This is a genomic window from Hyphomonas sp., assembly GCF_016125515.1.
In the GTDB taxonomy this organism is placed as follows: Bacteria; Pseudomonadota; Alphaproteobacteria; order Caulobacterales; family Hyphomonadaceae; genus Hyphomonas.
Window position 1 is genome coordinate 142765 of record NZ_WGLO01000011.1, and the last position, 21625, is coordinate 164389.

Below are 21625 nucleotides of genomic sequence, written 5' to 3' on the forward strand. Positions count from 1 at the left end.
CCGCCCGCCGCCTGTCAGGCGACGTTTCGCAAGAGGCTTTTGGGCATCAGCCGGGCTGCCTGTCCGTGCACGATCTCACGCAAGGCCGGCGCACCGGCGCATTGCGGGATCGAGTCCGAAGCGTCGGCGATCAATCCCTTCAGCCGTGCAATGGCGCCCGCAATGCCGAAATTCTGAACCGCGTTCGGGCGCAGGTGTGACGCATCCTGTCCCGCCGGCTTTCCAAGCTCTTCTTCGTCAAGCAACACATCGCGCAGATCATCCGCCACCTGGTAAGCTTCGCCCAGCCGTTCGCCGAGCGCCCGCCAAGGCGCCGGGTCAAGCCCCGCCGCCGCAGCTCCTGACATCGACGCCGCCACGAACAAGGCGCCGGTCTTTGCCTGGTGATACGCGCTGAGATCGATTGTCCGCTCGCTCTCCCAGGCCTGCCCGGCGACGATCCCGCGCGGCGTACCGACCGCGTCGATCAGGATTGCCATCAGCGGCGCTAGAAGATCGGGTGAATCGCGGCTTTCCCGCAGCAAGGTGTCAAACGCCATGACGATCAGGGCGTCGCCAGCCAGCACAGCAAGGGGTTCGCCAAACGCCGTATGCACCGACGGTTTTCCCCGCCGTATGTCGGCCCCGTCGAAGGCGGGAAGATCATCGTGAACCAATGACGCGCAATGCATGAGTTCCAGCGCAGCGCCGGCGCCGAGCGCCGCTTCGAAGCCCCGTCCCTCCCCGCAGGCTGCCGCGACCGCAGCGCAGAGCTTTGGACGCACTCTTGCCCCTCCCGGGAAAACAGCATGGCGAATAGCCTGCCCAAGCAAAGGCGGTGCACCGGATCCTTCGCCGGTCGATACCGACCGTTCGAGAACCCTTTCAATCAAGGCATCTGCGTCCATGGGGCCTCCTGCGTGTCATCTTATGTTGTCATTCTTGACTGTCAAACTGAATTGACGTTTCTTGTTTTCAAGAGGGAGAGCGGATGGCAAATGCGAAACCGGCGGCCGTGCCGGCTCAGCCCTGCTTTGATCCGACCACACCGCCGGGTGGTTACACCTGGTGGTACGCGGATGGCTTGAGCCATGACGGCGACTACGGATTCACGCTGATCGCTTTCATCGGCAGTGTCTTTTCGCCGTATTATGCCTGGTCCGGGCGCCGCGATCCTTACAATCACTGTGCCATCAATCTTGCGCTTTACGGCCGTGATCGCCGCCGCTGGACGATGACCGAACGCGGCCGACACGATCTGCAAACGGATGGAAACAGTCTGGCCATCGGGCCAAGTTCACTCAGATGGGATGGCGACACCCTCGTGATCGATATCGCGGAACACGGCATGCCTGTTCCATGGCCCGTGCGCGGCCGGATCCGGCTGACGCCGCACAATCTGAACAGCGAGGTCTACAAACTCGACAGTGCGGGCCTCCACAGCTGGCAACCGATCGCGCCTTCGGCCGCGGTCGAACTGGAATTTACCGAGCCGCGACTGCGTTGGCGCGGTAACGGCTATCTCGACTCGAATCGCGGGCCCTCCCCGCTTGAAGACACATTTCGTTATTGGGATTGGTCGCGCGTTCACGCTGAAGACGGCAGGACGGCGATCCTCTACAACACCCAGGAACGCAATGGCGCCGAACGCAGCCTCTGCCTGAAATTCGAGCCCGACGGTACGTGCTCCAGTTTTGAACCGCCGCCCAAGGCACACCTGCCTGCGAGCCGTATTTTCAGGATCAAGAGGATGACACGTTCAGGCAGTGGGAGAGGCGTGCGTCTCGGGCGGACGCTTGAAGACACGCCGTTCTACAGTCGATCGATCATTGAAAGCGATATTCTCGGCGCGCGCGCGACCGGCATGCATGAGAGCTTTGACGGCGACCGTCTTGCGGCGCCGCTCGTGAAATTGATGCTGCCTTTCAGGATGCCGCGCAGGCCCGTTCAAAAGTAGCGCTCAGATCCCGCACTCTCTATCCGCCTGCGCCGCTTCTTCGGCCTCACGTTTGCGGACATCGCGGTTAAGGCTGAACAGCTCCCATACGCCCCAAGCCAGCGCCGAACCGCTGAAAATGATCAGCTCGAGGAAGAAGATGCCGTTCATGGCCGGGCCTCATCCATTGCCGGGATAGAGCGCGCGCTGCTCCAGCCTCAGAAAAAGATCGATCGCCCACGGCGCCGTGCCGGCCTTTGGCGGCTCAGGAAAGGGCGCCGGCGGCGGCGCAACGGACTCGACTGCGTCGATAAGAAACGCGCAGGCCTTGGCCGGCGGCGCGGCGGGATCTGCCTGCGTTGGACGGGCGGGAATGAAAGACCCTGCGGCCAGAGCTATCTTCCGCCGCTTCGAGACAACTGCGCGCTGCCCGATCGTATCATGCCCGGCGCGCGCTATCTGAGCGCCGATTTCAGAATAGATTGCCGCCGCCGCGCGGATCGCCGGGCGACAGCCTTCCGGCAGAAAGGCGATGCCATTGATTCCTGCGGCATACAGCGGCTGCGCCGCGTCCAGCATCCGCGCTGTCAGAAGGCGAACCCGGTCATCCGCTTCACTCAGCGTTGCAAGATCTTCAGCAGACAGACCCGCCTCGCGCAACCAGGTTGTGGGCAGGTAGCAACGACCGGCCCGGGCGTCCTCTCCGATATCGCGTGCGATATTGGTGAGCTGCATCGCCAGACCGAGATCGCAAGCTCGCGACAGCGCTTCGCGGCTGCGCACGCCCATCACCAGCGTCATCATGACACCGACGGTCGCGGCAACCCGCGCCGCATAGGATTTGAGATCCTCAAGTGTCTCGAACCTGCGGCCCTCCGAATCCCATTCAAAGCCCTCGATCAAGGCTTCCGGAATCGAAACGGGAATTCCGTACGCCTTCAGCACCCAGGCGAAAGCCCGGTCGACGCTTGTCGGATCAGGTTGACCACTGGCTGCGCGGCGAAGACGGCGCCGAATGTCGTGCAGCGCCGCAACCGGATCCGAGCCGTTATCGACGGCATCGTCCGAAACGCGGCAAAACGCATACAGCGCGTAGGCAGCCGCGCGCACTTCGCGTGGGAGCAACAGCGAGGCCGCGTGAAAACTTTTCGAACCATCCCGGATGATTTGGCCGCACGTTGCCAGATCAGACGCAAGCTGGTCTCGTTGATTGCCGCATTCCGAATTGGCCGAATTCACCGAGCAAACCTCTTACACCGGTTCCGGAAACACCCGGTCCCAGATCAACATAGCCGGCAATCGCCGCTCGCCAAGTGATATGGTCAACCCGCCGGAACTGCTGCAAACTAATCACTACACTTCAAGGTGTCACCCCTGCTTGGTCGATGATTGGCGGACATTGAAATGCACAAGACGGTTCTTCTGACGCTCGGGCGTTTGCCGAAGGCGCTGGAGCTGGCGCGAGCCCTTCACGGTGAGGGCGCCCGCGTCATTGTCGCCGAACCGTTCGGGGCCCATGTCTGCCGAGCATCGCGGGCCGTGGACAGGTCGTTTCGCGTGCCGTCTCCAAATGCCGATTCCGCAGGCTATCTCGCGGCGCTGGAATCGATCGTGCGCGACGAAGACGTTGATATCGTTGTGCCGGTGTCAGAAGAAGCCTTGCACGCCACCGCACTGGCGGGGCGGCTTCCCGCGCGGACCCGTCTCTTCGCGCCGCCCAAGGCGCAGCTGGAGCGCTTGCATGACAAGCTGGTCTTCAACCGCCTGGCGGCTGCGCTCGAACTTCCCGTGCCGGAAACCCATGAAGGGCACACGCCCGCCGCGAACGCGCTGGCAGCGGCGATGGATTACATTGTGAAGCCCGCACACGGTTGCTCCGGCATCGGTGTTGCCCTTCGCCGGCGCGGCGATTGGCTCCAGCCAGAGGACCGGATACCCGGCATGCTCGTGCAAGCCCGGTTGCCGGGCCGCCATATTAGCTCATTCACCATCGCCCGGGAGGGCGAAATCCTCGCAACCGTTCTATACCAAGGGCGCATCTACTCCGGCACGGTGTCGGTTGCGTTCGAGCGGGTCGATAACTGCCCGGCAGCCGACGAATGGATTCGCCATTTTGTGGCGCGCGAAGCCTATACCGGTTTCATCTCATTCGACTTCATCGAGGACGCGGACGGTGTCCCCGCAGCAATCGAATGCAATCCCCGGCTGACCAGCGGTGTGCATTTTGTCGACCCGACCGGCTTGGCAGACTGTGTATTGAACCCCAGCGCAGCCGCGCGCATCGGGCTAAAAAAGACCCGCGCCTTTCAGGAAGGGCATACGGCGTTGCTGGAAGTCTACGGCGCAGCGTTTCGCCCGCGCGAATGCGTGCGTCGCTTGAAGGCGTTGCTGACATCCGAAGACGTGCTGTTTCGGTTGAACGATCCCGGCCCGTTCTTTCTTTTTACCCTGATGTCCTGGCCGGTACTCCGGCAGGCGATGTTCGAGAAAGTGTCGCTTGGCGAGGCTGCGACGCGCGACATTGTCTGGCACCCCGGCGCAGATGCGCAGATCGCGCTTTCCGGGTCTGAGGTCATCCCTACCGCAGCCGCACACGACACTTGATCTCACGTGCCGGACGCGTCGTGAGCCGGGCCACGGGTCTCACAACGCCCGCCTCACTCACATCAAACTCGAAGCGCTGCGCCAATCGCGCGAGAATCAGAATGCTCTCGACCGTCGCGAAACCGGCGCCCACGCACGTGTGTGGGCCAGCGCCGAATGGAATGAATGCGCCCGGCGTTTGGGCACTTTCGCCCTCCGGAAGGAAACGGTCCGGATCAAACCGGTCCGGATCGGGCCAGTAGGACTTGTGCCGGTGCAGGGTCCAGGGCGCGATCATCACCAGTGCACCACGCCGCAGCTGCCGATTGCCGATCCGTGCCGCTCTGATCGCAACCCGTGGCATGAAGGTGATGGGCGGGTAGAGGCGAAGTGTTTCGCGAAAGACCGCGCGCGCATACGGCATGCGCCGAGTATGTTCGAAGCTGACGGGTTTGTCTCCGGCGACCGCTTCGACTTCAGCCCGCAAGCGCGCGAGAATGTCCCGACGGCTGGCGAGGATATAGACGGCCCAGGTTAGTGCGCTGGCGGTTGTTTCGTGCCCAGCAAGGAAGAACACGCCCAGCTGGTCGATCAGTTCGTCACGCGTGAACGTCTCACCCGTGTCCGAATCCCGGGCGCTCATCACGGCGTTGGCGATGTCGTCAGATCCCGCGTGCCCGTCGATAAGGGCACCAAGATGCGACCGGATCCGCGCGCAGGCGGCCAACACACCGGACTTCTGCGGCACGCGCGTCCAAGCGGGATCGGAAATCAGCCGCGAAATGCGCACTTGAGCCACGTTGCGCTCGAAGACGAGAAAATTCTCGAAGACATCCCGTGCGACGTCCGACTGCAGCGAGACCGAAAACACCGTGCGGCAGATGATGTCCGCCGTCAGATGGCTCATCGCGAGGTCGAGAGACATCGGCTCACCAGAGGCCGCAAGCGCCGCCAAGCGCGCTTCCTGATCGTCTACCGCCGCGCTCATGGCGCGAAACGCGAGCGACAGGCGCATATGGCTGAACGCGGGATCGATCATCGCGCGCTGGCGGCGCCATTTCTCACCATCCGTGACGAAAATCGATTCGCCGATCAGCGCCTCGAGCGCGCCGACCATCAGATCGCTTTTCGGAAAGATGCCGTCCCGGTCCTCAAGAATTTCCCGGACGAGAACCGGATCGTTGAACAGGATGATCGAGCGGCGCGAGTAGCCGAGCGCGCCAATTGAGACCCGGTAAGCGGATGCCGGCAACAGGGCAAGCAGATTTCCTTCGCCCTGCCAGATCGTTCGCGCCAGCGCCGCCACCGGCCAAAGCGGCCGTGGGCGCGGCGGATCCTTCGCCGGTCGTTGCGTTTCCCCCATTTTTGTCTCTAACTCTTTTTGCTGTTTCATAGCGTAGCACATCATGTCGATCCATCACGCCTTCGAAATCCTGATCATTTTGCACATAAGCTCGGGCGCGCCAGGCCTGATCGGATTCTGGCTCCCCGTGATTGCGCGGAAGGGTTCGCCGCTTCATCGAAGGTCAGGTCAGATCTTCGTCGGCCTGATGCTGGCGACGGCGACGTTTGCGATGGCGATGGCAACCCTGACCATTCTCGAACCGGTCGCGACGCATCCGAAACTTGCCGCCCATGCGCTGCTGGGTCATCCCGAGATCATTCGCGGGATCTTCGGCTGGATGATGCTGTTTCTCGCAATGCTGACGATTAATCTCGCCGTGTACGGACGCGCCTGCATTGCGAACCGCAGCCTTCACGCCCGCAATCGCTCGCCGCTCAATCTAGCCTTGCAGATCGCGCTTACGGCCGCCGCATTGAACTGCGCGATTCAAGGCGTGCGCATCGAACAATGGATGATGGTCGGGATTTCCGTCGTCGGGTTTGCGACCGTCGGCACGAACCTCTGGTTCATGTTGCGCCCGAAGCCTGGGCCATTCGAATGGCTCACGGAACACATCAAGGCGCTCGTTGGCACGGGGATATCTGTCTACACGGCCTTCTTTGCCTTTGGTGCGGTTCGCTTCATTCCAGAGCTTGCACTTTCGCCCGCACTCTGGAGCATCCCGCTGGTGACAGGGCTATCCCTCATCCTCTATCATCAGCATGCTGTGACAGCGCCGCTCCGGCACGCCCGCAAGAAGGCCGCCGCGTGACAGAAGGGAAGCGCGTTGTCATCATCGGCGCCGGAGCCGGAGGACTCGCGGCGGCGAGCGACCTCGCCCACGCCGGCCTTAATGTGACGGTGGTTGAACGTGCCGCTTGCGAAGGCGGGAAGATGAGACAGATCGAGGCAGGCGGCGTGCTCATCGATGCGGGACCGACGGTGTTCACGATGCGCTGGGTGTTCGAGGCGCTGTTCGAAAACGGCGGACGAAAATTCAGCGAAGCACTCGACCTGACGCCTGCATCCATTCTGGCGCGGCATGCCTGGCGCGATGGCAGCCAGCTTGACCTGCATGCCGACATTGCCGCCTCGGCCGAAGCAATCGGCACCTTCGCGGGCGCACAGCAGGCCCGCGCCTATCTCCAGTTCGTCGCTGAGTGCCGAGACATTCACGACACGCTGAAAGACAGTTTCATGGCGGCCCAGAAGCCGACTGCGCCGGGCCTTGTGTTGCGGGTCGGCGACCTTCGTTCAATGCTGCGGACCCGCCCCTTCGACACCTATTGGTCCATGCTGAAGCAGCGCTTTGCCGATCCGCGTTTGCGCCAGCTGTTCGGCCGGTACGCGACCTATGTGGGATCCTCCCCGTTCAAGGCACCTGCGACGCTGATGCTGATCGCACATGTCGAGCAGGAAGGCGTTTGGATGGTCGACGGCGGCATGCGGGCCCTCGCCCGCGCCTTGCGGCACCTGGCGGAGAGCAGCGGCGCAAAATTCCGGTTCGGGGCAGACGCCGAGCAAATCCTAGTTCGGGGCGGGCGCGTAAGCGGTGTCCGCTTGCGTACCGGTGAGGAATTGCCCGCTGACGCGGTCGTGTTCAACGGTGACACCGCGGCGCTGGGCGACGGCCTGCTGGGGGATGGGCCACGCCAGGCGGTGGATAGGACGCCCCGCAGCCAGCGATCCCTTTCAGCCGTCACCTGGTGCGTGAAAACCCGAACGCGCGGGCTGCCGCTGTCCTATCACAACGTGATGTTCGGAGAGGACTATGAAGACGAATTCAACGCCGTCTTCAAACGCCGGACGATCAGCCATCGGCCGACGGTTTATGTCTGCGCGCAGGACCGGCGAGACAACGCGCAACCTGAGGGGCCTGAACGTTTGTTGATGCTTGTTAATGCGCCCCCGGACGGAGATCGCACCGCCGCGTCACGTGAAGATGACGGACCGATGGAAGAGTGCGTGCTCTCGCATCTGTCCGCCTGCGGATTAACGCTCGACGGCGGGCTCGGCCAATCGGTGATAACAACACCGCAAGACTTTCACGCGCTGTTTCCGGCGACCGGAGGGGCGCTGTATGGCCGGGCGAACCACAGCTCAATGGCAAGTTTCGCGCGTGCGGGTTCAAGGGCAGGCCTCGAAGGCCTCTACCTTGCTGGCGGCTCCGTACATCCTGGCCCCGGCGTGCCGATGGCGACGCTTTCCGGACGCCTTGCTGCAGCGCGACTCCTGTCCGACCTTCCGAACGCCCGGTAGCGACATCCGGAACTCGCAGCCCGGTTCTCAAACGCTCGCAGCAACGAGACCGGCACACATTGCCCGGGCCGGCAGTGAAGCGCGAGCTATCAGCAGGGCGCCTCGTCAGACGCTCGCCTTCCTACTCCACAAGGCCGCCTCGGGGATCAGCTTGTCGACCACCTTCGCCGATGACAGAACGCTCGGCACGCCCGCACCAGGATGGGTGCCGGCGCCAACCAGGTAGAGGCCCTCCACGTCGGCGCTTATATTGTGCGGACGGAACCAGGCACTCTGAAGAAGTTTCGGTTCAAGGCCGAACGCGGCACCCTTGGTCGACAGAAGACGTTGCTGGAAGTCCAGCGGCGTCATGATCCGCTCGCTGACGACCTCCTGCCGCAAGCCGGGCAGCACGGTCTCCTCGAGCCGTTGCGCAATCCGGTCGCGAAACGGCGCCGCCATGTTTTCCCAGTCCGTGCCGGAATCAAGATGCGGCACCGGAGCGAGCACATAGAATGTATCGCAACCCTCAGGCGCCAGAGAAGGATCATTGGCCGTCGGGCGATGCAGGTAAAGACTGAAGTCCTCGGCCAGAACCTTCTTGCGGAAGATGTCCTTCAAAAGGCCCCGATAACGCGGGCCGAGCACAATCGTATGGTGATAGCAGTCGAGGTACTGGCGGCGGGTTCCGAAGTACCAAACAAACAGGCTCATAGAATAATCGGCGCGCGCAACTCTCGCGTCGGTCCAGACGCGGCGCTTCGTATTCCGCAAGAGCTGTGAATAGGTCCAGCCGATTTCAGCGTTTGACACGACAAGGTCGCAAGCGATCACTTCGCCCGACTTGAGGCGAACGCCGGTCGCGCGTCCGCTTTCCGTCAGTATTTCATCGACTTCCGTGTTGCAGCGCAGCTGGTTGCCCTGGCTCTCGATCAAGTCTGCAAGACCTCGAACCAGAGCTCCAGTTCCTCCGATAGCGTAATGCACGCCCCAGACCCGCTCCAGGTGTGAGATCAGACAATAATAGGAGGTCGCGGCGAACGGGTCGCCCCCGATGAAAAGCGGATGAAACGAGAAGGCAATGCGCAGTTTCTCGTTCGTGAAATAATCTGAGACTTTAGCATAAACGGATCTGACCCCACCCAGCCGAAGCATGTCGGGTGCCGCTTTCAGCAAGGTCGAGAGCTCATGGAACGGCTCGTCGGCAAGTTTCGTATAGGCCGCTTCGAAAATCGCCCGGCTCGCCTTCTGGAACCGGTCGAAACCGGCGACATCCTCGGGCGCAAACTTTGCGATCTCCGCCCTCGTCTTGTTGTCATCCGCATGCGCCTCGAACACCGTGCCATCATCGAATCGGATCCGGTAGAATGGATCAATCGATCTGATCGAGATCTCGTCCGAAAGCTGGCGGTCGCAGAGGTCCCAAAGTTCATCAAACAGGTGCGGCGCCGTTAGGATCGTCGGGCCAGCATCAAACGTGAAGCCGTCCTGGTGCCAAGTGTAGGCCCGGCCGCCGGGCGCATGGAGTTTCTCAACGACGGTCACCCTGTAGCCTTTGGCGCCAAGCCGGACGGCGGCGGCAAGTCCACCGAAACCGGACCCGATCACCACGGCGTGTGGCGCGTCAACGAGGCTTAGGCGCGGCCCGATGATTCCGTCCATTGCGTAGAATCCTTCCTGAAATTCATGGTTCCGGCGCTTGCGCTTTTTCGCGCTTTTCAAGCTGGTGGCGCGTATGCCAGACCCCGGCGATCGCGAGTGCCAGGGCCAGCGGCGCGGCAAGGCCCATCGCAAACTTCGGATCGATATGAATGCCGATCCCCGCAAGCCCGCCCGCGAAATAGCCAACGACGCCAACAATGTAATAGGTCACGGCCGCAACGGAGAGACCCTCAACCGTTTGCTGCAGGCGCAGCTGAAGCTCGGCGCGCTTGTTCATGCTTTCCAGAATCTGCCGGTTCTGGATCTGCAGCGCCTTGTCGACTTTCGCCGAGAGCAACTGCGCTGCGCGGTCCACACGCTCCGACAGCGCCGCTTGCCGGCGCGAGGCGGACTGGCACGTGTCCATGGCAGGCGCGAGCCGGCGCTCGGTAAATTCGCTGAACATTTGCATGTCCGAAAGCCGGTCCTCGCGCAGCTCCAAAATCCGGCGCTGCACCAGCGCATAGTAGGCGGCGGCGGCACCAAACCGGAATTGGGTTTCTGTATGGCTCTTCTCGATCGCCGCCTGAAGGGCGGTCAGCCTGTCGAGAAGGCGCGCTTCATCGTCGGCGCCGGAGGCGGTCATCTCCGTCACCACGCCGGACAATTCAGATTCCCACGATGTCAGCTCTGGCGCCAGATTCTGGGCCACCGGCAAGGCCAGCAAGGCCATGATGCGATAGGTCTCGATCTCAAGCAGGCGCTGGACAATGCGGCCCGCATGCCATGAGGTCATGGAGCGATTCAGCACCAGGAAGCGCGAAAACCCGTCCGCGTGCAAACGGAAGTCGGTTACGCAGGTCGCGGCGCCGCCAGCGATGGCGGCGCCGATCAAGGCGTTGCCACTGAAATGCTGCGCCGACAGTTCACCGTGAGACAAAGGGGTATCGTCCGAGGCCGGGACCAGCGCCGCATGGGTCGCAACGATCAGCTCGCCCGGCAGCGAGGCCACCCAATCTGCGGGCGCCGCTTCGATGGCGGTCGCCGAGAATGGCGCGGCCCCCTGTTTTGCATTCACGATGAACGTGTACCGCGTAAATTCCGTGTGACGCTCCCAGATCAAGCGAAAATCCTTGAGGTCCACACTGTAGTGCTTGACGCCCGGCCCGGGCGGCGTTGCGCCATACCGGCGGGTAATGGCGGCGACGATCTCACGGTCCGCATCGGCATAGGGCCAGTTGGTGGTCAACGCGATGCAGGAGAGCTTTACAGCGCCTTCGAGTGGCTCGGGCGGACGCGCATGAACCTCATTGCTGAGGACGTACCGCTGGTCGTGGTTCTCCGGCAATTTCATCATGCTTGGCCACTCCCCTCGCCGCGTGCGACGCGCCTGCCCGGGTTTCGCCCAGGCAAGCGCGATGAGGTTGAGATGGCGCGCGCAGGCGTTTCGTCACGTTTTTTCATCCGCCCACCCGCCGGACGGGCAGATCGGTCTCCGTCAGGAGGCTCAGGATCGCCTCGGCCACCTGCGCTGCGTCTTCCTCGTGTGCGAGATGGCCCAGCCCGTTCAATGTCTGCGTTGTCACGCCCCGGATCCGGCGCGCTGTTTCATCTGCCACGGATGGCGGCACCGCACGGTCACAAGAACCAATGATCTGATGAAGCGGCAGACCCGCCCGTTCGAAGGGCGGCAGGATATCCGCCACGTTCCAGTTCGCCATCATCGACAATGTGCCCGCCACATGGCCGGCATTGGAAAACAGCCGCCCATAGAATTCGAGATAGTCCGGCCCCGGAGACGATCCCGTTCCTTCGATCAGGCGCGCCACCCGTGCCGGATCCCGGGCGCTCCGTGCCAGCGCGGGCGGCACAAGCGGATTGAGTGCAAGCGCCTTGGCCATGAACGGCGCGACCAGCGCGGCCGGACCACCGAAAGGTTTCAAAGCGCCGTTGATTGCGATGACGTGATGCGGCGGAGGGTTCAGCAACGGAGCCATGGCGACCGCAATCGCCGCGCCGGCCGAATGTCCAATCACTGTGCCCGGCCGGAACTGCTGCGCGTCCAGGAGCGCGCGAAGCGCCCGGACCATGCCGGGAAGCGAAACCTCCGACCGGCCGAGGCGCGCCGTAAACCCATGCCCCGGCAGATCCATGGCCAGCACATCGAACGACCGCGCGAGCAGCGGGAACAGTCCCTTCCAGGAATGGGTGGACGCGCCCGTGCCGTGCAGCAAAAGAACGCCCGGCCCCTTCCCTGCGCGTTGCACGTGCCATCGGTAACCTCCGGCCTCGACAAACCGGCTGCAAGCCCGGCTCGGCCAGTCCTTGCCATCGGTCTGCCAATCGAGCGCCCGTGTCATGTCCGCGCCTGATCCAGCAACAGATTGCGTACGGACTGTGAAACCCGGGCCGCATCGGCAACCGGCAAAGGCCGGTAGATCGCCCCCATCTCTGTACTGATCAATTCGGCTTGCGGACTTGGCCGCTTCGAAATGTCGAAGAAGAGAACGGGCTCCTCCAGGGCCCTCAGGCGGCGCGCCATGTCGCGGGCGTCTTCGGCCGCGCGTTCACGGCCCGGCGTTCCGTCAAGTGCGATATTGCCTTGACCGTCTGACAGGAACACGACGTGCGGCGCCTTGCGTTTCCGCCGTTCGATCTTCGCCAGCTGGGCCGCTGCCGCAATCCCTGCAGCCAGAGGCGTTCCGCCGCCACCCGGCAAGCGCGACAGCGAGCGTTTGACCCGCGTCAGCGACCGTGTCGGCGGCAGCAACAGGTCGGCGCCTTCCTTGCGGAACGCAATCAGCGCCACAGACTCCCGGCGTGCATAGCAGCCGCTGAGCAAGAGCTCGATGGCGCCCTTGGCTTCTGCGAGCCGGTTCATCGCCGAAGAGCCCGACGCATCGACGACGAATATCACCACCGCTTCGCTGCGATGGCGGAAGCGCTTCACACGGAAATCGCTCGCGCGGACGGAGATGATCGCGCCGCCGGCGGGAGCTTCCCGGATGCGCTGCCAGGGCGCGGCCGTCCGCAGTGTGGCGAGCAGATCCAACCGGCCGTCTCGGCGCGGATCTCCCGCGCGGGCGCCAATACGGCTTCCATGCCGGCGCGAATCGACCATGTCACCGGATTTGCCGGTGGGCACTTCCTGCCGGGTGCGGACTCGAATCCTTCGCGCTCGGGCGTCCCGGTCGAGCGAGACGCGCACCCGCACGGCATCGACCATCAGCTCGGTGAGATCGTCAGGTTCTGGCTGCGGCCGTTGCCTCTCGTCGTTGCCTTCGTCGCTGGCTTCCGGAGGCTCTGGAGCGGGGGGCGGGGCAGCCTCAAGCCGGATCTGGGCCCGGCTGGCAAAGACCAATTCACAGGCCAGTGCCGCGTCGGCATCCGACATGGTCTCACGACCGGCAAGCGCCGCGATGCCGCGGGCTGCAGCAAGACAAAACGCCGGCGCCCGCATCGAGCGAATCCCAAGACGAAGCGCACTCTCGATCAAGGCTTCAACAAGTTCGTCCGGCACTTGAACGTCTGGAAGACGTATCCGGGCCGCTGCAACCAGTTCAGGCGTCAACGTTTCTTCGCGGATCCGTGCCGGCGAAACGCCATGCAGCGACAGTCCGAAGGCCAACCGGTCGCCAAGGCCTGAAGGCAAAAGTTCGCCGGGCTCGTCAGGATCGGCAAATGCGAGGGTGACAAACCGGGCGCCCGCCCGCAGCGACAGGCCGTCCCGCTCGGTCTCACATTCGCCCGTGTCAATCACGCGCGCAAGCTGAGCCGCCGCGCGCCCGGGCAAGCGCTCCGCCATCGGAACGATCAGAACGCCTTTATGTGCGCGCACAAGCAGACCCGTCTCGGCCACCGGTCGGCCGGTCGCCAGAGTTGCCGCAAGATCCAGCCCCCCCATCATCCGGTCGTCGGTGATTGAGACCGGCATCCGGTGCAAGCGCGCGTTCCCGGGCAGATAGCCAATCAGACGGTCCTGCAGAAGGCCTGCGAGTTCCGGCGCCGCACCATCGAACACGGCGCCTTTGAGCCGCTCCGGCATCAGGGCGAGCAGGGCGGCGGCAAGATCGGCCTGTCCCCAGCGCGCCGCGTCCATCCGTTCGAAAGCTTCCCGGCTGGCCTGCCGGTCCGGAGGCGGCGGCGCGGCGGAGTTCACGAGACGAACACCTCCGAGACGGCCCGTTCGACACGCACCCCCGCATCGGAATCGTCGAGCGGATCCTTGCGCAGCCGGTGGCGCAGCGCCAGCGGCGCCACGGATTTCAGCGTTTCCATTGAAACCAACATCTCGCCGGAAAGTGCTGCGCGCGCCCGGGCAGCACGCATCAAGGTCAGCTCACCGCGCAACCCGTCCGCGCCAAGTGTCATGCACAGCTCGACCGCTTTCTCCAGCACGGCGTCTGGCAGGGTTACATCCCCGATACACGCGCGCGCCTCGACAACCTTCTTGCGCAGAGCCGTCGTCTTGCGCGCCCAATCCTTCAGGAACGCCGCGGGGTCGCGCTCGAATGCATCCCGCCGCCGGACAATTTCCATGCGCTCGGCAAGGTCGTGCGACGTGCGCACGTCCACACAAAGCCCGAACCGGTCGAGCAGTTGGGGACGCAGGTCCCCCTCTTCCGGGTTTCCGCTGCCAACCAGCACGAACCGTGCGGGATGGCGCACCGACAGGCCTTCGCGCTCCACGACATTTTCGCCCGAGGCGGCGACGTCCAGCAGAAGATCCACCAGATGGTCGTCGAGCAGGTTCACTTCGTCGATGTACAGGAAGCCTCGATGCGCGCGGGCGAGAAGCCCCGGCTCGAAGCGTTTCTCGCCATTGGCCAGCGCGCGCTCCAGATCGAGCGCCCCCACGACCCTGTCTTCAGTCGCGCCCAGTGGCAGATCGACGACCGGCGCACCGATCCTTTCGCGGGCCCGCGGCGCTTTCTGGGCGCAAATGGTGCAAAGCGCCGCCGGCGCGTCCGGCGCGCAATGATAGGGGCAGCCCCTGGTAACCTCGATTTCCGGAAGCAAGGCCGCCAGAGCACGAATCGCGGTCGATTTGCCCGTTCCCCGGTCGCCCAGTGCAAGCACACCGCCGATCGCGGGCTCCACCGCGGACATGAGCAGCGCGTCCTTGAGCGACTCCTGGCCGACGATCGCGACGAAGGGAAAAATGGCCAAAGAAGCGTCCTGTCCAGCAAGAGTCTACCGAAGTTGACACCAGCCTATGTCAACATTGGCCATAAGAAAAGCCGCCAGTGGGAATCCACTGGCGGCTTTCTTGGTCGTCCGAGGGCTCGCCGCGACGGCGCGCCGGGTCAGCTCGGGTCTTTGAGATAGGCAATCACGTCGGCTCGGTCCTGTGGATTGCGCAGGCCGGGGAAGGCCATGATCGTTCCCGGAATGAATGCCTGAGGCTTTTCAAGGTAGGTGAAGAGGTTCTCTTCGGTCCAGACGATGTCCTTGTTCTTGTTGGCGTCCGAGTACTTGAAGCCCTCGATCGAGCCGGTGTGACGGCCGACAATCTGGTAGAGCGAAGGCCCGACATTGTTCTTGCCTTCCTGCACCGAGTGGCAGGTCATGCATTGGGCGAACACGCGCTTGCCTTTTGCAGCATCGCCCGTGTAGGCGGCATAGCCTGTTGCGCCGTCAGCAGGTGCGGCCGCCTCGGTGGGCGCTGGGGTCTCGGCAGGCATTTCAGCCGGAGCGGCTTCCGGAGTAGCTTCCGGCGCCGCTTCGACCGGGGTTTCAGCGGCAGGTTCAGCTGCCGGCGCAGGTGCCGGCGTGGACGTCTCGGACCCTCCGCAGGCCGCGAGGACAAGCGCGAGACCGGAGGCCATCGCGAGTGAAAGACGCTTGGTGTCAAAACGCATATTGTTCCTCCAACGGGTATTATCTTACCGACTATAGGCCGATTGACCCTCGCGCCAAGGGAAGAGACCCGCAAATTAATCCAGCGAAATCCTGTCACGCCATGCGGCTAGGTCTTCCACATGCTGTTCGACGTAGTGGCGAAGCCACGCGGCATAAACATCCGGTTCTTCCCGGATATCCAAAGCCAGATCGTCCAGCGAAACCCAGCGCGCCGCCTGCACTTCATGCGGATTGAGCACCGGCGCCGAAGACGTGCGCCCGAAATAGAGGTGCGGGATCTCGTTCTCGACCATGTCATTGTCGAGGTAGGCGATGTAGCGGCTCTTAAACCCGAAGGTCAGCGCCGGGCTTAGGCCAACCTCTTCGTGAAGACGCCGGGACGCCGCCTCGGCGGTCGCCTCCCCCGGGCGCGGGTGGCCGCAGCAACTGTTCGCCCATTTGCCGGCCGAGTGGTACTTTCCCGCCGCGCGCTGCTGGATCAGGCATTCGCCGGCATCGTTGAACACGAAGATCGAGAACGCCCGGTGCAGCAGCCCTTCGCGGTGGATGCGCCACTTGTCGCCGTCGCCCATCCGCTGGTCGGCTTCATCGACAAGAATGACCTGCTCGAATTCGTCGCTCACGCTGCAGCCCTCCAGCGCAAGAGTTAGGGCTGCCCGGCAGGCGGGTCAAACCGGGTCGTACAAGGGTGGGTGATTACTCGACCGTCCAGCCGCGCGGCGTGCGCCTGGCCTGCAGGGTGACCGGGCCGTCATTCACCGCCATCGGCGTCCGGGCCGTCTGGCGCATGGCCAGATAGCGCAGCATCAGGGCCGCGGCCGCCAGCATCAGGCCGGCAAAGGCGGTCATCATGGCCACGAGACTGGCGACGAAGATCAGGACTGCGCCGATCATCACCTGGACGAAGAAGCCAAACCCTGCGCGCAGCGACGCTAGAAGGCTGAAAGTGCGGGACGGCGGAAGTGTCTGTTCCATGAGGCCTCTCGATGAGTGATCAAGATGGCGGCATCATGGCGGTCCGTCAACGCGGCGACCTGCACAATCAGATCACGATTTGCGGCTGATCAATCCTGTCGCACCAGCAAGCCGCGCTCGGCCCGGATCCGGGCATAGGCCGCCGTGATCGCCGCCGCCTTGGCGTGCGCGGCGTCCTCGAACTCCCGCGGCGCGCCCATCTGGACGATCCGGTCGGGGTGGTGATCGGACATCAGCTGCCGGTAGGCGGAGCGGATATCGGTGAACTCGGCATCATGGGCGACACCGAGGATATGGTAGGGATCGTCGCGCTCCGGCCCCAGATGGCTTGCGCGGATCCGGCGGAACGTGGCGCGGTCGAAGCCAAACGCGTCCGATACGTTCTGCAGGTAGTCCATCTCGGCATCGGTCACGACGCCGTCGGCGCCCGCGATCTGGAACAGGCCGTCGAGCACGCCTTCCAGCAGGCAGGGCCGGTCATGGTAACGCTTGCCGATACGGCGGGCATAGGCCTCGTAGCCCCGCACCGTCTGGCGGGCGAGCGCAAAGACGCGGCGCACATTGTCGGCTTCTTCCGGCGGCGCACGGAAGACGCGCGAGAAGGTCATGATCTCGCTGTCGCTGACCGTGCCGTCGGCCGCGGCCATCTTGGCGCCGAGGCCAACCACGGCGGCGGTGAAGCCCACATCGTTGGGATCGGGCGCGCAGCCGTCCGCCCCGGCACTGTCGATGTCTGGCTCAGGGCCGCTGTCGAACAGGCGCCGGCCACTGTTCAGGAGAGTGGTCCACAGGCTCATTTTGGCAACTATAGCAGGCAAAGCGGCCCTTTGGACAGGACCGGATTCTCACACGCGCGTGAAGCAGGGCTCACGCAGGAAGGGGCGGATCAACCCGGGCATTGGGCCCGTTCCGGCGCGGTCAGCGCGGCCGTTCCGCGATCATGACCTTCAGGGACTGGATTTCAGCGCGCATCTCGACCAGCAGTTTCATGATCTCCACCCGCCCCGTCTCGGCCTCCTCGAGTTCTTCCTCGACCTGTTCCAGCGCGTCTTCGATCGATTCACTCGACGAGTGAGCCTCGCTCATACGGTCCTCAAGGGCCGCTTCCAGGGACATCATCTGCTCATCAAGCGCGGCCTTCTGCTCATTGGTGAGCGCTTCCACAACCAGCGCGATGAACAGGTTCAGGATGGCGAAACTGCCCACGAAGATGAAGACGATGAAGAAAATCCAGGCATAGGGATGCCCGTCATCGGTGACGGCGCCGAGGATTTCCGACCAGCCGTCCATGGTCATCAGCTGGAACAGGGTGAGCGCCGAATCCGGCAGGGCGCCGAACATGTCATGCACCTCGGCATTGACCGTATTGCCATACATGTTGGTGGCCATGACGGCGCCGACATAGATGACGAGGATGATGACCGCGAGGATCGCGCCCATGCCGGGGATGGATTTCAGCAGCGCCTCGGTGATGCGTTTCATCATCGGCACGAAGCGCAACAGCCGCAGCACCCTCAGCACACGGAGCGCGCGCAGCACGGTGAAGGCGGACGCGCCCGGGACGAGCGAGATGGCGATCACGCTGAAGTCAAAGACGTTCCAGCCATCCCGGAAAAACTGCCAGCGGTACACATAAAGCTTCAGCGCGATTTCGGCGACGAAGAACCAGGTGATCGCATTGTCGAGGAATTCCAGCAGCGACACGACACCGGGCGTAAACGAGGCGCGATACGTGAGGATGCCGAGCACAAGCGCATTCGCGATGATCAGCGTGGTGATCGTCGTGCGCATGATCGGTCGCTCGAGGAATTTTTCGACTTCAGAAGTGCTGGTGTTCAGATCCAGCGTAGCGCGCGGCATTGAAACAGTCCCCTCAGTTTGTACCCGTCGCGGGAGGGCGCTGCCCTGCCCGCCTCGTGCGGCCCGCCGGCCGCGCTAGTCGGCCGACGTTGTCGTGTCGGACACGATCAGCCACTCCCCGCCGATCTTGCGGAAGATCAATGTGTAGAGGCCGGATGGCGCGTCGCCGCCGCGCTCAAGGCGCCAGCGTCCGTGGACCACGGCCGCGTCCGGCGACAACACCACCACCTCATTGTCGGTCGTGTGCAGCGTGCCCATCAGCTCGCGGGACGCATAGGTGATCTTGTAGCGCTGCAGCGTCTGGTCGAAGCCGCGCGTGACATTGCCGCCTGAGGCAAAGCGAAGATGCGGCGAGCGCCAGTAGCCCTTCATGAAGCCATCAATGTCGCCGGCATTCCAGGCCGCATCCTGCGCGTCGAGAAGCGCGGTGATTGCGGCAGCTTCAGCGGCCTGGTTCTCGGGTGTCAGCGCGGCCGGCGCGGTGGCGCAGGCGGCCATCAACATCAGGGCAACGCCGGCAAGGAAGGATCGGACCATGCAAATTTCTCCTACGGGCTCAGGCCGGTAGACAAACCTTGAGTCAGCCGCGCGCGCAAGCTGCAGGGCTGAACCAAACGATCAGCCGGCGGGCTTGTCGTTCTCGCCGACCGCTTCCGGCCCGAGATCGAGCACCTCGGCCTCGGTCTCGTCGACCAGATCGCCCGTCAGCACTTCAGGTTCCGGTTCAATGGCCGGCACATCGTCAGATTCAGACGCTTCAACGGCGTCCGCCTTCTTGCCGAACCCGAACAGGCCGCCACGCTTTTTCTCCTCGCGGACCTCGTCGTCGGCACCTTCGTCCTCGGCAGGCTCTTCGGCCGGGCGCTGACGGCGCCGGCCAAGCGGACCGTTCTCGTCGGCGTGCCGGTCATAGTGCATGTTGTAATATTCCCACGCCGTGTGGGTCAGCGGCTTCGGCGTCAGCTGAAGGCCATACATCCGAAGGCGTTCGACGACTTCGTCGCGCAGGTGCATGCCGGGGAAAGCCTCAGCCTTGAACCCATGCCCTTTCATCCAGTCGCGGACGTCCCAGCTGCGCACGCGGCCGATCTCGTCCGGCAGGGCGCCCTTGTGGACTTCCCAGAAATACAGCGCGGCCACGCCATTGATGGCGGCGTCCATCGCATCATCCAGCACGGCGCCCGGCGCATTGCCCTGGGCCAGCTGGGCCCGCAGCGACAGCTTGCGCGCCTCCAGCTCCTGATAGGTCACGCCGATCACGGCAATGCCGTTGCGGTTAGCATTGATCATGGCGCTGTTGACGCCGTCGAGCTGGGGATGCCGGATCGGCAGCAGCACGTCCGGGCCGACCGCCGGATTGGCGGCGACCTGCGACAGCTCGCTGACCATCCTGTGCAGGTTGATGCGCATTTCATGGCTGATGCCGTCCAACGCCGAAAGGCGGCCAGCGCGCGCGTCCTCGCGCATCCGCCAGAGGTGCCAGGCCACCAGCGTCATCAGCGCAACCAGGAGGCCAAGGCCGCCTGTGAAGAACGTATAGAAGTCTGCTTCGCTCATTCTGAGATCCCCCACGGCTCTGCCGTAGCAAGCAAGGTGCGCGCCAGTTCAGCAACGCGTCCGGACAAGTCTTAACCGCCGAGTGCGCGGCCCGCAATCACCCGCAACCTGTCCAACACGACAGGATCGCGCGCCTCCCGGGCGGTGATCAGGGCGAAATCCAGACAGGATTCAATTCCTTGGGGTGACGGGGTCCGCGCCGTCGCGTTCAGGGTGTGTGCCAGGCGCACGATCGCGCGGCGGGCGAGTGCGCTGTTCTGGTGCATGATCTCCAGCACGTTGGTGACCGTCACCGCCTCGGTTTCGGCGCGCCAGCAATCATAGTCGGTGACCATCGCCAGCGTGGCATAGGGCAGCTCCGCCTCCCGGGCGAGCTTGGCCTCGGGCATGTTGGTCATGCCGATCACATCGCAGCCCCACTGGCGATAGAGCTTCGATTCCGCGAACGAGGAGAATTGCGGGCCCTCCATGGCGAGATAGGTACCGCCCCGGTGCACCGTGCCGCCTTCAGCGGCGACCGCATCGGCCGCCAGCGCCGACAGACGGCTGCACACCGGCTGGGCCATCGAGACATGCGCCACCATGCCGGCGCCGAAAAATGTCTTCTCGCGCGCAAAGGTGCGGTCGATGAACTGGTCGACGGCCACGAAGTCGCCCGGCACGTACTGTTCCTGCAAGGATCCGCAGGCGGAGATCGACAGCACATCCGTCACGCCGGCCGCCTTGAGCGCGGCGATGTTGGCGCGATAGGGCACGTCTGTTGGCGTCAGGCGGTGGCCCTGTCCGTGGCGGGGCAGGAAGACGAGTTCGACCGCACCGATCCGTCCCCGCACCAACGTGTCGGAGGGTGCGCCCCAGGCGGTCTCGATCCGCTCTTCGCGGCGGTTTTCCAGTCCGTCGATGGCATAGAGGCCCGAGCCACCGATGATGCCGAGGGTCCATTGGGTCATGGGATCAGTCCTTGAAAATCTTGCGCATGCCGAACGGTGGCAGGGAAAGCGGATTGTGTGTGGTCAATTCCACGTCATCGGCACCGGAATATCCAAGCGCCGCATAGAAATCGACCAGGCGTGGCTGGTCGGCACGCACGGCGAGCTGCGCCCCCACGGCGCCGGTCTCGCGGCCTTGCGCTTCGAGCGTGGCCAGGATGACGGCGCCGAAGCCCTGCTTCTGAAACTCGGGCAATACGCCGATACGTTTGACTTCCATCCAGCGCCCTGCCCTGCCCGGCCCGGGCACCGGCACCCAGCGGCCGGACCCGATGGGCAAGCCGCCGCGTATCAGCACCGCGCCGCCGCCTTTGGCGATCTGCGCGGCAACGCTCTGCGCCGTTTCCCGGAAGACGGTGGACTCCGGCGAGATACGCCCGGTCCAGATCCGGCGCGTCAGGGCCTCAACGAGAAAGCCATCCGCCGGGCTTGCCCTGCGGATGGCTGTGTCGGTCTTCAGGCTTTCGGCCAGAGCCTAGTTGTGATCTTTCAATAGGTTGTCCATTCGGGCCTGACCGAGGAGATTGAGGTTGCGAGACTTCAACTCCAGGAAAGGACACCGAATGGACATCCACGAGAATGCCCGCACCACACCGCATAGTCGAGCCGAGATTGTCCGGC

General features: G+C 63.8%; 22 protein-coding genes. 4 read left to right on the top strand and 18 right to left on the bottom strand.

Annotation, left to right across the window (positions count from 1 at the left end; genetic code table 11):
- Nucleotides 1-14: 14 nt before the first annotated feature.
- Nucleotides 15-887 carry a polyprenyl synthetase family protein gene (locus GC148_RS10965; protein ID WP_291070792.1) on the bottom strand — a complete coding sequence of 291 codons (873 nt, stop codon included), beginning with the start codon at nucleotides 885-887 and terminating at the stop codon, nucleotides 15-17.
- An 83-nt stretch (nucleotides 888-970) separates the two neighbouring features.
- On the opposite strand from GC148_RS10965, the gene GC148_RS10970 reads away from it, so the two are divergent.
- Nucleotides 971-1936: a carotenoid 1,2-hydratase gene (locus GC148_RS10970; protein ID WP_291070793.1), complete on the top strand. Its 966-nt coding sequence runs from the start codon at nucleotides 971-973 to the stop codon at nucleotides 1934-1936.
- 3 nt (nucleotides 1937-1939) lie between these two features.
- Here the strand turns inward: GC148_RS10970 and GC148_RS10975 are convergent, their stop codons facing one another.
- Together GC148_RS10975 and GC148_RS10980 are read right to left on the bottom strand one after the other, a co-directional pair.
- The gene (locus tag GC148_RS10975) at nucleotides 1940-2086 is read right to left on the bottom strand and encodes a hypothetical protein (protein ID WP_291070794.1); all 147 of its coding nucleotides are present in this window, start codon (nucleotides 2084-2086) and stop codon (nucleotides 1940-1942) included.
- 9 nt (nucleotides 2087-2095) lie between these two features.
- The gene (locus GC148_RS10980) at nucleotides 2096-3154 is read right to left on the bottom strand and encodes a phytoene/squalene synthase family protein (RefSeq protein WP_291070795.1); all 1059 of its coding nucleotides are present in this window, start codon (nucleotides 3152-3154) and stop codon (nucleotides 2096-2098) included.
- Nucleotides 3155-3319: 165 nt separating this feature from the next.
- On the opposite strand from GC148_RS10980, the gene GC148_RS10985 reads away from it, so the two are divergent.
- Complete coding sequence (locus GC148_RS10985; RefSeq protein ID WP_291070796.1) at nucleotides 3320-4519, top strand: ATP-grasp domain-containing protein; 1200 nt, start codon at nucleotides 3320-3322, stop codon at nucleotides 4517-4519.
- Here GC148_RS10985 and GC148_RS10990 read toward each other — a convergent pair.
- Nucleotides 4494-5861: a cytochrome P450 gene (locus GC148_RS10990; RefSeq protein ID WP_291070797.1), complete on the bottom strand. Its 1368-nt coding sequence runs from the start codon at nucleotides 5859-5861 to the stop codon at nucleotides 4494-4496. The genes GC148_RS10985 and GC148_RS10990 overlap by 26 nt on opposite strands.
- 43 nt (nucleotides 5862-5904) lie before the next feature.
- Between GC148_RS10990 and GC148_RS10995 the strand changes: the two genes are divergently transcribed.
- Both GC148_RS10995 and crtD read left to right on the top strand, forming a co-directional pair.
- Nucleotides 5905-6654, top strand: a complete 750-nt coding sequence (locus GC148_RS10995) for a hypothetical protein (RefSeq protein WP_291070798.1) — start codon at nucleotides 5905-5907, stop codon at nucleotides 6652-6654.
- Nucleotides 6651-8141, top strand: a complete 1491-nt coding sequence (gene crtD / locus GC148_RS11000; protein WP_291070799.1) for a 1-hydroxycarotenoid 3,4-desaturase CrtD — start codon at nucleotides 6651-6653, stop codon at nucleotides 8139-8141. The genes GC148_RS10995 and crtD overlap by 4 nt, the downstream gene beginning before the upstream one ends.
- Before the next feature lie 105 nt (nucleotides 8142-8246).
- Here crtD and GC148_RS11005 read toward each other — a convergent pair whose 3' ends face one another.
- The 14 genes from GC148_RS11005 to GC148_RS11070 form a co-directional block, all read right to left on the bottom strand.
- Nucleotides 8247-9782, bottom strand: a complete 1536-nt coding sequence (locus GC148_RS11005) for a phytoene desaturase (RefSeq protein ID WP_291070800.1) — start codon at nucleotides 9780-9782, stop codon at nucleotides 8247-8249.
- 22 nt (nucleotides 9783-9804) lie between these two features.
- Nucleotides 9805-11118: a DUF3422 domain-containing protein gene (locus tag GC148_RS11010; RefSeq protein WP_291070801.1), complete on the bottom strand. Its 1314-nt coding sequence runs from the start codon at nucleotides 11116-11118 to the stop codon at nucleotides 9805-9807.
- A 103-nt stretch (nucleotides 11119-11221) separates the two neighbouring features.
- Complete coding sequence (gene bchO, locus GC148_RS11015) at nucleotides 11222-12121, bottom strand: alpha/beta fold hydrolase BchO (RefSeq protein ID WP_291070802.1); 900 nt, start codon at nucleotides 12119-12121, stop codon at nucleotides 11222-11224.
- Entirely contained in the window at nucleotides 12118-13920 is a 1803-nt protein-coding gene (locus GC148_RS11020) for a magnesium chelatase subunit D (protein WP_291070803.1), read from the bottom strand. The genes bchO and GC148_RS11020 overlap by 4 nt, the downstream gene beginning before the upstream one ends.
- Nucleotides 13917-14870 carry a magnesium chelatase ATPase subunit I gene (gene bchI / locus GC148_RS11025; protein WP_366063695.1) on the bottom strand — a complete coding sequence of 318 codons (954 nt, stop codon included), beginning with the start codon at nucleotides 14868-14870 and terminating at the stop codon, nucleotides 13917-13919. The genes GC148_RS11020 and bchI overlap by 4 nt, the downstream gene beginning before the upstream one ends.
- A 197-nt stretch (nucleotides 14871-15067) precedes the next feature.
- Nucleotides 15068-15622: a cytochrome c family protein gene (locus GC148_RS11030; protein ID WP_291070805.1), complete on the bottom strand. Its 555-nt coding sequence runs from the start codon at nucleotides 15620-15622 to the stop codon at nucleotides 15068-15070.
- 75 nt (nucleotides 15623-15697) lie between these two features.
- Nucleotides 15698-16246, bottom strand: coding sequence for an isopentenyl-diphosphate Delta-isomerase (idi, locus tag GC148_RS11035; RefSeq protein ID WP_291070806.1), 549 nt, complete (start codon nucleotides 16244-16246; stop codon nucleotides 15698-15700).
- Nucleotides 16247-16319: 73 nt separating this feature from the next.
- Entirely contained in the window at nucleotides 16320-16598 is a 279-nt protein-coding gene (locus GC148_RS11040; protein WP_291070807.1) for a hypothetical protein, read from the bottom strand.
- Nucleotides 16599-16687: 89 nt separating this feature from the next.
- The gene (locus tag GC148_RS11045; protein WP_291070808.1) at nucleotides 16688-17395 is read right to left on the bottom strand and encodes a TerB family tellurite resistance protein; all 708 of its coding nucleotides are present in this window, start codon (nucleotides 17393-17395) and stop codon (nucleotides 16688-16690) included.
- Nucleotides 17396-17516: 121 nt separating this feature from the next.
- Entirely contained in the window at nucleotides 17517-18458 is a 942-nt protein-coding gene (locus GC148_RS11050; protein WP_291070809.1) for an ion transporter, read from the bottom strand.
- Nucleotides 18459-18533: 75 nt separating this feature from the next.
- Complete coding sequence (locus tag GC148_RS11055) at nucleotides 18534-18995, bottom strand: nuclear transport factor 2 family protein (RefSeq protein ID WP_291070810.1); 462 nt, start codon at nucleotides 18993-18995, stop codon at nucleotides 18534-18536.
- An 81-nt stretch (nucleotides 18996-19076) separates the two neighbouring features.
- A complete protein-coding gene (locus GC148_RS11060) occupies nucleotides 19077-20015 on the bottom strand; it encodes a hypothetical protein (protein ID WP_291070811.1) in 939 nt (312 codons plus the stop codon).
- Nucleotides 20016-20086: 71 nt separating this feature from the next.
- Nucleotides 20087-20965, bottom strand: coding sequence for an S-methyl-5'-thioadenosine phosphorylase (locus tag GC148_RS11065; RefSeq protein WP_291070812.1), 879 nt, complete (start codon nucleotides 20963-20965; stop codon nucleotides 20087-20089).
- A gap of 4 nt (nucleotides 20966-20969) precedes the next feature.
- Nucleotides 20970-21476: a GNAT family N-acetyltransferase gene (locus tag GC148_RS11070; RefSeq protein WP_366063697.1), complete on the bottom strand. Its 507-nt coding sequence runs from the start codon at nucleotides 21474-21476 to the stop codon at nucleotides 20970-20972.
- Between the last annotated feature and the right edge of the window lie 149 nt (nucleotides 21477-21625).

What these genes read in the sequence shown, in the direction of transcription:
- GC148_RS10965 (WP_291070792.1), bottom strand. Translation starts at nt 887, where the DNA reads ATGGACGCAGATGCCTTGATTGAAAGGGTTCTCGAACGGTCGGTATCG.
- GC148_RS10970 (WP_291070793.1), top strand. Translation starts at nt 971, where the DNA reads ATGGCAAATGCGAAACCGGCGGCCGTGCCGGCTCAGCCCTGCTTTGAT.
- GC148_RS10975 (WP_291070794.1), bottom strand. Translation starts at nt 2,086, where the DNA reads ATGAACGGCATCTTCTTCCTCGAGCTGATCATTTTCAGCGGTTCGGCG.
- GC148_RS10985 (WP_291070796.1), top strand. Translation starts at nt 3,320, where the DNA reads ATGCACAAGACGGTTCTTCTGACGCTCGGGCGTTTGCCGAAGGCGCTG.
- GC148_RS10990 (WP_291070797.1), bottom strand. Translation starts at nt 5,861, where the DNA reads ATGGGGGAAACGCAACGACCGGCGAAGGATCCGCCGCGCCCACGGCCG.
- GC148_RS10995 (WP_291070798.1), top strand. Translation starts at nt 5,905, where the DNA reads ATGTCGATCCATCACGCCTTCGAAATCCTGATCATTTTGCACATAAGC.
- GC148_RS11005 (WP_291070800.1), bottom strand. Translation starts at nt 9,782, where the DNA reads ATGGACGGAATCATCGGGCCGCGCCTAAGCCTCGTTGACGCGCCACAC.
- GC148_RS11010 (WP_291070801.1), bottom strand. Translation starts at nt 11,118, where the DNA reads ATGATGAAATTGCCGGAGAACCACGACCAGCGGTACGTCCTCAGCAAT.
- bchO (WP_291070802.1), bottom strand. Translation starts at nt 12,121, where the DNA reads ATGACACGGGCGCTCGATTGGCAGACCGATGGCAAGGACTGGCCGAGC.
- bchI (WP_366063695.1), bottom strand. Translation starts at nt 14,870, where the DNA reads ATGTCCGCGGTGGAGCCCGCGATCGGCGGTGTGCTTGCACTGGGCGAC.
- GC148_RS11030 (WP_291070805.1), bottom strand. Translation starts at nt 15,622, where the DNA reads ATGCGTTTTGACACCAAGCGTCTTTCACTCGCGATGGCCTCCGGTCTC.
- GC148_RS11040 (WP_291070807.1), bottom strand. Translation starts at nt 16,598, where the DNA reads ATGGAACAGACACTTCCGCCGTCCCGCACTTTCAGCCTTCTAGCGTCG.
- GC148_RS11045 (WP_291070808.1), bottom strand. Translation starts at nt 17,395, where the DNA reads ATGAGCCTGTGGACCACTCTCCTGAACAGTGGCCGGCGCCTGTTCGAC.
- GC148_RS11050 (WP_291070809.1), bottom strand. Translation starts at nt 18,458, where the DNA reads ATGCCGCGCGCTACGCTGGATCTGAACACCAGCACTTCTGAAGTCGAA.
- GC148_RS11055 (WP_291070810.1), bottom strand. Translation starts at nt 18,995, where the DNA reads ATGGTCCGATCCTTCCTTGCCGGCGTTGCCCTGATGTTGATGGCCGCC.
- GC148_RS11060 (WP_291070811.1), bottom strand. Translation starts at nt 20,015, where the DNA reads ATGAGCGAAGCAGACTTCTATACGTTCTTCACAGGCGGCCTTGGCCTC.
- GC148_RS11065 (WP_291070812.1), bottom strand. Translation starts at nt 20,965, where the DNA reads ATGACCCAATGGACCCTCGGCATCATCGGTGGCTCGGGCCTCTATGCC.